Here is a 12,565-nt window from a genome sequence, read left to right on the forward strand (position 1 = left end):
TGTTAGAATGAAATTATACCCATGGAAATTACTTGCTTTGGCGGGTGGAAACCGTTTATAATGTTTAATCATGAGAGTATTGATTGTAGAAGATGAAACCAAAGTCGCGGAAGTATTAAAGCGCGGGCTGACCGAAGCAGGGTATGAAGCCGATGTTGCATTCGATGGACAGATCGGTTTGCGCCTGGCAAAGAGTGGCAACTATGATCTGATATTGCTCGATATAAATCTGCCGCTGCTCAACGGCCTGGAACTGTGCAAACAACTGCGTGAAAAAGACGAGATAACACCCGTACTGATGCTAACCGCATTGGGCATGAGCGATGATATTGTAGCAGGGCTTGAAGCAGGTGCGGACGATTATCTTCCGAAACCCTTTCGATTCAACGAGCTTTATGCACGTATCAAAGCCCTTACGCGCAGAAAGAAAATTCTTACGGCAATGGCAAGTCAGCCGGGAGATGTACAGGATATATTTACCCTGAGCGATCTTGAAATTGACTTTGATGCACGCGAAGTAAAACGCTCCGGAAAATCGATTCAGCTCACCGCAAAAGAATATGCCCTGCTGGAATATCTCGCCAGGAATGCCGGCAAGGTACGATCCAGGCTGGAGATTGCAGAAGCGGTGTGGGGACTTAACTTCGAGACGGGAACAAACTTCATTGACGTATATATTAATTACCTTCGCAATAAGGTGGATAAGCCGTTTAACCCGAAACTCATTCATACCGTAACGGGATTCGGCTATATCTTAAAACTTCCCGATGCGTGAAAATACGTCAGCGACTTGCTCTGCGTTTTATGATTGTGAGTGCCCTGGTAACGGGCGCTATATTAACATTTATCTATTTCTTTACCCGCGGGTTTGTTCATGCTGATTTTATAGACCGGCTTACGCAGCAATCGAGTCTCGAGGTATTGCATTATGCAACGCCACAAGTGCGCGATGTAATGCCTTCGGGTACCTTCAACCTGGTGAATCCTTCCACCTCTATATTTTCACCGGAAGGTAAATTGCTTCATCGCCAGGGTGAGTATATTGTTCCGAAAACGTGGATCAACTTTTTGAAAGACAACAATCTCTTCAATGCCGAACGTGGTGTATATACTACAGTCGGCAGAAAACACGTGGTGAATAATGAGCTATACCTGGTGTTTGTATCTGACAAGGATCTGCCGGGCGAACGCGAACTCGATTTTCTGCTGAATGCGATTATCGCAGGCTGGATCATCAGTCTTATACTCTCCTATCTTACCGGACTATATTTTTCGGGCAACGCCTTGCAGCCCGTAAAGCGTGTAGTAGAAGATGTCAATCACATTACGCAAGACAATCTGAGTTATAGACTCAAGATGAGCAAAGACAATTCATCGATAGATGAGATCGATGAGCTTATTTTAACCTTCAACGCATTGCTCACACGCATTGAACGCGCCTTCATTACACAGCGAAGATTTGTTCAGAATGCTTCGCATGAATTAAAAACTCCGCTCACGGCTATTATGGCAGAAGTTGAGCTTGCCTTAACACGCAACCGCTCGCAGGAAGAATACCAGCGTACACTGGAAGTGGTGCTGCAGGAAACCGATCGCCTTGCCCACACCACGCAGGAACTATTGACGTTGGCGCGCCTCGAAGAAAGAGCCAGCCACACCGAGCTCGACACCATCGATATTACAGATGTATTGGAACGAACACTTGCAGCCTTCAGTCTGCACCACCCGGAGCGCGAAGTGGTGCACGATATTCTGAAAGGTCCGATCTATATTCAAGGGAATGCGCAGTTATTGCAAACTGCATTGCTGAACATCCTGGATAACGCCCATAAATATTCATCGGATGAAATTTCGGTATCCCTGGCACGCCCGGGTAAAGAAGTAATCATCACCGTACAGGATTATGGCATCGGTATACCGGCAATGGAACTGATGCGCGTACGCTCGCCACTGTTTCGCGGATCGAACGCCAGCACCATTCCCGGAGCGGGCCTAGGACTTTCATTGGTAGATCGCATTGTAACAGTCAACCAGGGGAAGTTCGAGATTGCCAGCCAGGAAGGGCGAGGCACACGCTGCACCGTGCGCCTGCCTATAAACCAATAGTATTTACTCTGTCCGCAAGGTATCGGCAGGATTCGAAACGGCCGAGCGGATCGATCGATAGCTTACGGTCAGCAAGGCAATAAGCAACGTGCCAAACAGCCCGAGTATAAATACATATACCGGTATATCAATACGATATGCAAAAGATGATAACCATTCTTGCATGCAATACCAGGCTATCGGTGCAGCGATTACAAACGCTATGAGTATAAGTTTGATAAACTCTTTCGAGAACAGCATCACAATGCTGCCTACCGATGCACCCATCACTTTTCGTATACCCACCTCTTTCAGTTTTTGATTGGCCATAAATGAGATGAGCCCGTATAGCCCAAGGCAACCGATAAAGATTGATACACCGGCAAAGATCTTGAAGAGTGTAAAGGTGCGCTCGTCTTTACGGTATAATTTACCCAGTGAATCATCCAGAAATTCGTATTCAAAATTACTTTCCGGAAATACAGCTGACCATTCTTTTTCAATGAACTTTATCGTTTCATTGAAATTTGCAGCGTCCACTTTAATACCTGCGTCATAATAAAAATGAGGATAATTTATCATCACCACCGGTTCAATCACTGAATGAAGCGATGCCGAATGAAAGTCTTCCACCACCCCCACTACCTCTGCAGAGTTTCGCGACAAACCGGTATTTATACGCTTACCCAATATATCTTCTATGGAATGGAAACCGAGTTTTTTAACGGCCGACTCATTCAGTATATATACATACTTATCGCCATCCCTTATTACACTATCTTCAGCCATTCGTTCATCTGCTTCCGTGAACCAGCGGCCCGCTTTCAGTTTTATGCCATATACACTGCAATAGAAACGATCTACCGGCTTCACGCCAATATAATACGTATTCTCCGGGCCTTCTTCCGAAAGGAAATATCCGCTATTGAAATTACTGGTAGAGGTTGGTGCACCGAGTGAAAACGAAAGCCCCTTTATAGCGGTGTTCGCTTCAAGCCTGGCGCGCAATGATTGCAGGCGTTGCCTGCTTTTATCCGGTACCGGCACATTAATGATCGCTTCGGTGTCAAAGCCCAAAGGTTTACTCCGGAAGTAATGCATTTGCTCTGCAATAATCAACGTACCGATGATCAATACTTGTGCGATACTGAATTGAAACACTACCAATATTTTCCTCACAGCAACGCCCGAACTTCCCTGCGAAGTAATTTTATTCTTTAGTACAATAGCCGGATTATACCCCGACAGGATCATGGCCGGATAAAAGCCGGAGAGCACTGTAACAAACACCATGAGTATAGCAACAAAACTCAGCAGCATGGTGTTTGACAACAGATTCAGATCGAGTCTTCTCTCCAGGAAGCCGTTGAGCCACGGTAATAGCCACTCGGTAATACAGAGTGAAATAAGTACAGCAATCATGGTAAGCATGAGCGTCTCGCCAAGGAAATATAGCGTAAGCTGTCCGCGGCGTGCGCCCAGCGTTTTGCGTATACCGATTTCTTTCGATTTGCGTATTGCCAGCGCAGTAGCCAGATTAATGAAGTTGATGCAGGCAATGAAAAGTATAAATACGCCGAGCACGCCCATCATTAGCAGGTCAGACCTGGAAGCATTCGGAGTTTCCCCGGGATTGCTCTTGTATAGCGCGTTGAAATGTATATCTGACAGGGGCTGCAACTTGTAGGTTCGCTGAGCAGCATCCTGTTTGGAAAGATAGCGCGTTTTAAAAGTTTCCAGTTGCTTATCTACATCTGCCACACTTTTGTTCGCGGGCAGCACTATATATACAAATCCGGATGCCGTTACCGTCCATCGATCAATTGGTATACCCCCAATAAACGTTGGAGTAAAAGACGGCCATGAAACGATCATGGAGAAATTGATATGCGAAGCAGGTGGCGGATCATCCACGATACCAACCACTTCTACTTCAATTGTGTTATCGATTTTCAGGGTAGCGTGCTCCTTCCCTTTCAGCAATTTATCTGCAAGCGATTTGGTGAGAAAGACTTTCCCGGGTTGTCCAAGCTCTGCTTTCGGGTTTCCTGATAATACTTTAAAATCAAATACATCGAAAAACAATGAATCGGCGAAAATTACATTTTCTACCTTCATCTTATCGTCACCAATTTTTACCAACACTTCATCCTGGAAATGCATTTGTGTTGCCAGCGGTATATCTGCAAAATCATTACGGAAAGCTTTGCCTAATGGATAAGGCGTGGTTGATTCGCGCGACTCGCCTGACGCACTGCGACTATCCTGTACGATACGATAGATTGAATCATATTTCGAATGGAATGTATCGAAGCTCAGATCGTACGTAATCAACAGGAAGATGATTACACACGCGGTAACACCAATGGTAAGCCCGAGGATGTTGATCAGGGTATAATTGCTGTTCCTGACAAAATTCCGGAAGGTGAGAATGAGATAGTTCTTAATCATGTAAATGCCCTGTTATTTTCTATCCTGGTATCCAAAGACGGTGCCACTCTCTTATCTATCTGATTTTCAAAACAAAACATCAATACAACGCTCAATCATGTTTCTATACCTGTATCGCTTTCGATACACTCGTATGTTTGTATCTGATACAATTTTATACCTTTATCGGATTCAAAAATCACTAGCTATCCTAAAAATGATTCCTGCCAAGGTATTGATAATTGATGACGACCGCGATGTGCTGGAAACTGCGCGCATGTTTCTGAAACAGGAGTTTGCTACTATACACATTGAAGAAACGCCCGAAAAATTACCGGTGCTCTTGAAGCAAACCGAGTACGATGCCATTCTGCTTGACATGAATTTTACCAAAGGTGTCAATGACGGTGAAGAAGGATTCCATTGGCTCAACCTGATTCTGAAAACCGATCCACAAGCCGTGGTCATTTTGATAACCGCTTACGGTGAAGTAGACCTTGCTGTAAAAGCGATCAAGAATGGAGCTACTGATTTTGTGTTGAAGCCCTGGAAGAATCAGAAGCTGATGGCTACTATACTCGCTGCCATACAACTGCGCAAGTCGAAGAAAGAAGTTGAAAAGCTGAAGGAAACACAAGAGAAGCTGAGCGATGACTTGAATTATTCTTATAGCGATTTCATTGGCGAATCGCCTGCCATACAACGCGTGCGCGAACTCATTGCCCGGGTGGCTTCGGCCGATGCAGATGTATTGATACTGGGCGAGAACGGCACAGGTAAGGAGCTCGTGGCACGGGCTATCCATCGGCAGTCATCACGCAGCGACCAGGTATTTATGAATGTTGATTTAGGTGCCATCAGTGAAACACTTTTTGAGAGCGAGCTCTTTGGTCATGTGAAAGGTGCTTTTACCGATGCACGTCAGAATAAAGCGGGCCGTTTTGAAATTGCTTCGGGCGGCACATTGTTTCTCGATGAGATCGGCAATCTTTCGTTGCCGCTGCAAGCCAAACTCCTCACGGTACTGCAGCATCGCACCATACAACGCGTAGGCTCTGCGAAAGATATACCGGTAGATTTCCGGTTGATCTGTGCTACCAACATGCCGCTGCATGAAATGGTATTCGAAAAGAAATTCAGGCAAGACCTGCTATACCGGATCAACACCGTGGAGATACGCGTACCTTCATTGCGGGAGCGAACGGAAGATATACCCTTGCTGGCAGAACATTTTCTGGCGCGTTACGGACAAAAGTATAAACGCCCGGGCATGAAGATCGATAAAGCCGTGATGAGCAAACTCAAAAAATATCACTGGCCCGGAAACATCCGCGAACTGCAACACGCCATTGAACGCGCAGTAATACTCAACGAAAGCAAGGTGATTGAATCCGTTGATCTGCTCATCAACAGTACGACACTACACATTCCGAAAGAGCAGACACAGACACCACAAACGCTTGACGAAATGGAAAAGAAATTTATTCAACAGTCGCTGGCCAATAACCAGGGCAATGTGAGCACCACAGCAAAAGCGTTGGGTTTAACACGTACCGCACTATACCGGAGAATGAAGCGACATGGTATCTAACGAAATTATATTCGTATGCTGAAACGCTTCTCTATCCAGGTCGTTATCCGGATTGTACTGTTAGCCATTACCATCTTTGTGCTGGCATGGGTGTATATGCAATCGCAGATGTTCTTCAATGCTGTTACACTCACCATCATTTTTATACTTCAGCTTGTGGAGCTCTTCCGCTATATCAATAGCACCAACCGCGAGCTCGCACGCTTTTTTCTCAGTGTACTTCACGGTGACTTTGTGATTTCGATTCATGAAGGAGAAAAAGGAAAATCGTTTCGTGAGTTGGAGAGCAGTATGTTGCAGATACTCGATGCCTACAAGCAGGTAAAGATTGAAAAGGAAGCACAGTATCAATTTCTGCAGTTGCTCATCAACCAACTTCCCATTGGTATAGTATCGATAGAAGGCAACGAGATTGCGCTCATGAACGCCAGTGCCGAAAAATTGCTGGAAGCGCAGGGCACACGAAATCTTGCACTGGTTGAGCAACGCAATCCGTGGATTACTACCATGCTCGGAGAACATGGAAGCCGGTTGATTGAATTGAAACGCAATTATACCACTACCTCACTGGCTGTGCAGGTAAGCTCTTCGCGCATCCTTGATAAAAATTATACACTCATAACACTACAAGACATCCATTCTGAAATTGAGCAGAAAGAAATTGAAGCCTGGCATAAGCTCATTCGTATTCTTACGCATGAGATTATGAACTCCGTAACGCCCATTGCATCACTTACAGAAACGATGCAGAGTATGCTTACTGAAAAGCAAGGCCAGCTAAAACCGGTTGAGGCGGTTACTACAGAAACGCTGGGTGACATTCGTTTTTCTTTGAATACAATTCACAAACGAAGTGAAGGCCTCCTGAATTTTGTAGAAAAATACCGTGCACTAACGCGAGTACCCAAGCCTGTGCTGCAGCCAATTATGCTCATGCCTTTCCTCAAAACCATTACTACACTCATGGAACCCGAGCTGAAGCGACAGCACATTCACATAGCGACAGAAGTAGAAGAAGAGTCGCTATACATCACGGCCGACAGCAACCTGATCGAGCAGGTAATCATAAACCTCATCACCAACAGTATATATGCCCTGCGCCATACAACCGACAAAATGATAATACTTCGCGCCTATCGTCGGGAGAGGCATGTGGTGATGGAGGTATATGATAATGGCGCAGGCATTCGCGAAAAAGAAATGAGCGAGATCTTTATACCGTTCTTCTCTACCCGAAAAGAAGGCTCCGGCATCGGGTTAAGCCTTTCGAAACAGATTATGAGTTTGCATGGTGGCAATATCCAGGTAACATCCACTCCCGGGGAGAAGACTTCTTTTTATCTTTTATTTAAAGGTCAGTAGCATTATAACCATTGCCTGCCTGGCAGCTATATATAAATCTGCTCACTTTTTCTTTTTATACCGGCAAGAGGCTGGATCGGATGCAACATAATAATCTTTATAGTTAACGGCATTCGGGTCCATGCATCCTTTGAGCGGCAGTATCTCCACGTTTCGAAAATCTACCGGCTGTCCTTCGCTTTGCAGTGCTATAAAGCCTTCGCGTAATGGCTTTCCGGGTTGCCAGATCGTGGAGTCATAATTCTTTACCACACCACCTGCCATTTGTGGTTTGCTATAGCGCATCACGGTGTTGCCATTAATAATATGCGTGATCAGAGAATCGCCCAACACAATAAGCTCGGCATGTACCCATTGGTCACCATCATACGTTTTGGAGGTTGAGTTGATGCAATGTCTTTCATCCAGTTTGCCTTCATATACAATGGCAGTACCGGGCGAGCACATGTTTCCGGTAGTACGGGGTTTACCATCACCTAATCCGCCTAACAATTGCATCTCTACCGATATAGGCCAATCCTGCTCCTTAGGCATGGTGCGCGGATCTTGCGAGTGAAACATAATGCCACTGTTTCGTAAGGTATAATCCGGAGCACCCTTCTGTAACTGTCCTGTAAATCTATACTCTACCTTCAGGTGATAATAAGAGAATGGTTGCTTGTAATACAGGTGGGCAAACTGATCATTGAAATCACCATACTGATCGTATCGCACCTGGATAATGCCATCTTTTACACGAAATGTATTTCCGAAATTTACGCCAACATCATGATGGTGTATCTTCACGATCCAGTCATTGATGTCGCGACCGTTAAATAACTTTATCCATTCTTTTTTATGCGCAGAAGATTGTGCAGTAACATAGACACTGCTTAATAACATACCAAGTATATACAGGAGTCTTGCCATAGTGTAAAAATTGTACGCAGGCAAGGTAATAAAGTAATGGTGATTATAATAAACATAATTGGGGTAAGTGTTCCACAATTTCGATCTTAAAACCGTTTATATGAGCCTAAAACGCATGGCATAGCAATTTAATAAGTAGTGGCAAGGGTAGAGTAGGTTAGGTTTACAGGCCCGGATGATGCTAGTCATACCGGGCCTGTTTTTTTGTGATAGCTGTGAGCCGTTAGCTTCGAGTTAATGGACGTGAAGTGAGAGGGTGTTTATTGATAGTTATCAAGATACGGGAAACAAATTCTGTCCAGCTGAAAACATATCCTGAAAATTACCGGCGTTCGTCACGGCATTACCACTGGCTGTATTGTTAAAATATAGATAGGCTTGCTTCACCCCCTGAAAATTTTTAATTCGATCACCAATCTGTTTCATAAACGCTGCATCGTACGAAGAATGGTATAACTGCGGCACGCCATGAAACCGATAATATACCACGGGGGCAGTATGATAAACGTCTTCCGGTAACTGCGGATAACTGATACCACACCAACATACATGGTGTTGCCTGAAGGCCTGTATAACATCATTACGCCACCAGCTCTCGTGCCGAAACTCTATAACATTTACAAAAGCGTAGTCTAACGATTCCAGAATGCGCGACAGCATAGACTCACTATAGATTATTGCAGGATGTAACTGAAAAAGTATGCATCCGAGTTTATCACCCAGTCCATCACGAACGGTGTTGTAAAACAACTGCAAATCATTGCCCGTATCTTTAAAACGCTTTAGATGTGTTATGACGCGCGGAGCTTTAACAGCAAACACAAAATTTTGTGGACTGCGTTTATACCAACCGGCCAGATCGGCCACACGAGGGAAGCGATAGAAAGTTACATTGAGCTCTACCGTGTTAAACCACTCGCAGTAATATTCAAACCATTTGCGCTGCGGCAGCGTGGTGGGATAAAATATACCTTTCCATTCTTTATATGAAAATCCTGAACAACCTATTTTCCACTCCATGAGAATCGTTATGCGTTACTGGTTACACGTTATTCGAAATACACTATATCTTTCGCCACTACCCTGCGAATAATGATTAACGTGTACCCAACAAGCCATTATCTCCCACAGGATTACACAAGCTCCCGCAGATCACGCAGACATACACACACTCTCACCACGCCCACACCTCCAGCAACTTGAAGCCAGCAGCTATTTCCTTACGGTTTAAACTTCAGTATGCGATACGGTTGTTCTGGATGGAGATCGTTTAATTGGGATGAACTTACGTAGAGTGATCCATCGGGACCTACCGCAAAGGAGTCGGGCCAGCGAAAATTACTGTCCTGTACTACAATATGCGTTGTGTTTCCATCATATACCCGTATCGCGCTTTCTTCTACGGACGCTAAATATAGCTTACCATCCTGGCCGAAAATCATACCATCGGATGGAGGAAATTCTCCCAGGTGTTCTACAGATTCATCCAGTTTACCAGGATAAAAATCCGGATATATCAACAAGGTTGTAGCGATACGATATAAGCTTTCTCCGGTAAGCGGACGCCAATAAAGATATAGTCCATCGGGGCTTAGTGCTATACCATCGCTGTGCACTTCAGGATGCTCACCGTTTTGGGTCAGATATTCTTTACCGTCAATGGTCAAAACAAGATCTTCAGATTTTGTAGCAGGGTTGTTCGCAAGCATGCGCCACGATTTGCCTGTATCCAGATCGACCACGACAATTGCTCCTTCGTTGGAATCTGTTATGTAGGCAATCTGCCGTTGCTCATCTATGCGTATATCATTGAGGTAACTGTTGGTGGTAATGGCAGGTTCATCGATCACAATCACGTTCACAGTCCGGTTCGTCTTTAAATCGAATTGTACTACTTTAGCGCCGCCCTTTACCACGCCAGTATAGGTACCGTTGCGCCTGGGATTGGCGGCATCCAGCACCCAGAGATAATCGTTACGATCAATATATACTGACTGCACACAAATAAAGTGTTCTTCCGGTTTCATACCGGGCGACCATGTATTCCAGTTTTCATCAGGATAAGGTGTGGCTTTGGCAGGATCGGTGATATCCACCACAGACGTTTGATGGTCGGGCGACCAGTTCGGATAATTTGCAAACAACCTTGCTTTATCAGTTCGCGACTGATGCGAAATTGCTACGCCGGTCCATTGCTTTAATGAATTGGCAACAACCGTAACCTGTGCATTTGTACCACCGGGATTGGAACCTTCTGTTCCGCCAGTATTTAACTCCTCATGGCACGCCATCCATGGCAATACCATTATTAGCCAGGCGATTACCCTGACTAACCCTCGCTCGTTGATCATAACCCATAGACATTTTCTACAGGGTAAAGGGAAAAAAGTATGCCTGTACCTTTTTTGAAAAAATCTTTTTCTCCGAAAACGTTGTCATCACTTCAGGCCCAAACTTTATTCATTAGAATTAGTTAATACTTTTATAAGTTTACCATCTCTTTTAACACCTATATATAGCACACAGTCATGGCAAATACGAATAGTAATTCCCAAAATACAGAAAGTGATGTAGTGTTGATCGGAGCCGGGATTATGAGCGCCACACTGGGCGTCTTGCTGAAAGAACTGGAACCTGGACTAACGATACAAATTTTTGAACGTCTGGATGTTGCGGCTGCTGAAAGCTCCGATGCGTGGAACAATGCGGGTACAGGACATTCCGCATTCTGCGAACTCAATTACACACCTGAACGCGAAGACGGATCAATCGATATTTCCAAGGCTATAAAAATTGCAGAATCATTCGAAATCTCGAAACAATTCTGGGCTTTCCTTACACAACAGAAAAATTTTCAATTGCCGGAGACATTCATCACGCCTATACCACACATGAGCTTTGTATGGGGCGATGAAAATGTAAACTACCTTCGTAAACGCTACGAAGCACTGCAAACAAACGCCTTATTTAAAGGCATGCAATATTCAGAAGATCGTGATCAGCTTAGTCAGTGGATGCCGCTGACCATGCAGGGGCGTGATCGCAATCAAAAAGTAGCGGCTACACGCATGGATCTGGGCACCGATGTAAACTTCGGAGCACTGACCCGTAATATGTTTGGCATGTTACAGGAAATGCCGGGTGTTCAAATGCACTTCAATTATGATGTAAAGGATCTGAAGAAAGAAGATAACGGCACGTGGCGCGTGAAAGTAAAAAACAGAGACACGGGCGAGAAAAGAAAAGTACGCGCCAAGTTTGTGTTTATCGGTGCGGGCGGTGGTTCTCTTCGCCTGCTGGAGAAATCTGATATTCCGGAGGGCCGCGGCTTTGGAGGTTTCCCAGTAAGTGGCCAGTGGCTGAAATGTACTAACCCTGCCGTGATTGATCAACATCAGGCTAAAGTATACGGCAAGGCATCCGTTGGATCTCCTCCCATGTCAGTGCCGCACCTTGACACACGCGTAATCAACGGTCAGCGTGCATTGCTGTTCGGCCCCTATGCCGGGTTCTCAACCAAGTTTTTGAAGGAAGGTTCATACCTCGATCTTATCAAATCGATACAACACGACAACATTATACCGATGCTGGCAGCGGGTATCGATAATATACCGTTGACTAAATACTTGATTAACCAGGTTCGTCAGTCACCCGAAGATCGTCTGGAGGCGTTGAGGGAATTTTACCCGGAAGCCAAAATGGAAGACTGGGAACTGGAAGTTGCCGGACAGCGTGTGCAGGTAATCAAGAAAGATAAAGAACATGTAGGCGTGCTGGAATTTGGTACGGAAGTAGTAAGCGCTGCTGACGGAAGTATAGCAGCCTTGCTGGGCGCATCGCCTGGAGCTTCTACTGCCGTATCGATCATGATCACGCTGCTGCAACGTTGCTTCCCTGATAAAGTTAAAACCGAAGCGTGGCAAACTAAAATGAAGCAAATGATTCCTTCATTTGGCCAGCCGTTGGCCAACAGCCCTGCACTGCTCCGCGAAACCAGAGCCTTCACCAACGAAGTGCTCGGACTCAACTCCGTGACAGTATTGTAAAGGACATACTATAATTCTTTAAAGAAAGGATGACTGCGATAAAGCGGTCGTCCTTTTTTTATCAGGAGTAAGAAGCCAGAAGTAAGAAATAAGAAGGTGTCGTTCCGCTATTCTCCTTACTTCTTACTCCTTACTTCTTACT

At 45.1% G+C, this 12,565-nt stretch carries 9 protein-coding genes; 5 read left to right on the top strand and 4 right to left on the bottom strand.

Annotated features, from left to right (window positions below):
• The first annotated feature begins 70 nt into the window (after positions 1-70).
• Together V7Q33_RS12775 and V7Q33_RS12780 are read left to right on the top strand one after the other, a co-directional pair.
• A complete protein-coding gene (locus V7Q33_RS12775) occupies positions 71-775 on the top strand; it encodes a response regulator transcription factor (protein ID WP_333820075.1) in 705 nt (234 codons plus the stop codon).
• Positions 772-2,106, top strand: coding sequence for a sensor histidine kinase (locus V7Q33_RS12780; RefSeq protein ID WP_331978388.1), 1,335 nt, complete (start codon positions 772-774; stop codon positions 2,104-2,106). Before V7Q33_RS12775 ends, V7Q33_RS12780 begins: the two co-directional genes overlap by 4 nt.
• 3 nt (positions 2,107-2,109) lie before the next feature.
• Here V7Q33_RS12780 and V7Q33_RS12785 read toward each other — a convergent pair whose 3' ends face one another.
• Positions 2,110-4,536 (bottom strand): ABC transporter permease, encoded by a 2,427-nt coding sequence (locus V7Q33_RS12785; protein ID WP_333820076.1) that lies wholly within the window; start codon positions 4,534-4,536, stop codon positions 2,110-2,112.
• 196 nt (positions 4,537-4,732) lie between these two features.
• Between V7Q33_RS12785 and V7Q33_RS12790 the strand changes: the two genes are divergently transcribed.
• Both V7Q33_RS12790 and V7Q33_RS12795 read left to right on the top strand, forming a co-directional pair.
• On the top strand, positions 4,733-6,106 hold the full coding sequence (locus V7Q33_RS12790) for a sigma-54-dependent transcriptional regulator (RefSeq protein ID WP_333820077.1): 1,374 nt from the start codon (positions 4,733-4,735) through the stop codon (positions 6,104-6,106).
• 15 nt (positions 6,107-6,121) lie between these two features.
• Complete coding sequence (locus tag V7Q33_RS12795; RefSeq protein ID WP_333820079.1) at positions 6,122-7,468, top strand: sensor histidine kinase; 1,347 nt, start codon at positions 6,122-6,124, stop codon at positions 7,466-7,468.
• Positions 7,469-7,510: 42 nt separating this feature from the next.
• Here the strand turns inward: V7Q33_RS12795 and V7Q33_RS12800 are convergent, their stop codons facing one another.
• From V7Q33_RS12800 to V7Q33_RS12810, 3 genes are all read right to left on the bottom strand, one after another.
• Positions 7,511-8,377: a 3-keto-disaccharide hydrolase gene (locus tag V7Q33_RS12800; RefSeq protein WP_333820080.1), complete on the bottom strand. Its 867-nt coding sequence runs from the start codon at positions 8,375-8,377 to the stop codon at positions 7,511-7,513.
• Positions 8,378-8,650: 273 nt separating this feature from the next.
• Complete coding sequence (locus V7Q33_RS12805) at positions 8,651-9,397, bottom strand: DUF72 domain-containing protein (RefSeq protein ID WP_333820081.1); 747 nt, start codon at positions 9,395-9,397, stop codon at positions 8,651-8,653.
• Between the two features lie 200 nt (positions 9,398-9,597).
• Positions 9,598-10,728: an L-dopachrome tautomerase-related protein gene (locus tag V7Q33_RS12810; RefSeq protein ID WP_331981068.1), complete on the bottom strand. Its 1,131-nt coding sequence runs from the start codon at positions 10,726-10,728 to the stop codon at positions 9,598-9,600.
• Positions 10,729-10,905: 177 nt separating this feature from the next.
• Between V7Q33_RS12810 and V7Q33_RS12815 the strand changes: the two genes are divergently transcribed.
• Positions 10,906-12,423, top strand: a complete 1,518-nt coding sequence (locus V7Q33_RS12815; RefSeq protein ID WP_333820082.1) for a malate:quinone oxidoreductase — start codon at positions 10,906-10,908, stop codon at positions 12,421-12,423.
• Positions 12,424-12,565: the final 142 nt, after the last annotated feature.

The sequence above is a fragment of the Ohtaekwangia sp. genome, assembly GCF_036786105.1.
Classification (GTDB): Bacteria; Bacteroidota; Bacteroidia; order Cytophagales; family Cyclobacteriaceae; genus Ohtaekwangia.

Excerpts from the sequence above, each read along its gene's own strand:
- V7Q33_RS12775 (WP_333820075.1), top strand. The coding sequence starts at position 71 with ATGAGAGTATTGATTGTAGAAGATGAAACCAAAGTCGCGGAAGTATTA.
- V7Q33_RS12785 (WP_333820076.1), bottom strand. The coding sequence starts at position 4,536 with ATGATTAAGAACTATCTCATTCTCACCTTCCGGAATTTTGTCAGGAAC.
- V7Q33_RS12790 (WP_333820077.1), top strand. The coding sequence starts at position 4,733 with ATGATTCCTGCCAAGGTATTGATAATTGATGACGACCGCGATGTGCTG.
- V7Q33_RS12795 (WP_333820079.1), top strand. The coding sequence starts at position 6,122 with ATGCTGAAACGCTTCTCTATCCAGGTCGTTATCCGGATTGTACTGTTA.
- V7Q33_RS12800 (WP_333820080.1), bottom strand. The coding sequence starts at position 8,377 with ATGGCAAGACTCCTGTATATACTTGGTATGTTATTAAGCAGTGTCTAT.
- V7Q33_RS12805 (WP_333820081.1), bottom strand. The coding sequence starts at position 9,397 with ATGGAGTGGAAAATAGGTTGTTCAGGATTTTCATATAAAGAATGGAAA.
- V7Q33_RS12810 (WP_331981068.1), bottom strand. The coding sequence starts at position 10,728 with ATGATCAACGAGCGAGGGTTAGTCAGGGTAATCGCCTGGCTAATAATG.
- V7Q33_RS12815 (WP_333820082.1), top strand. The coding sequence starts at position 10,906 with ATGGCAAATACGAATAGTAATTCCCAAAATACAGAAAGTGATGTAGTG.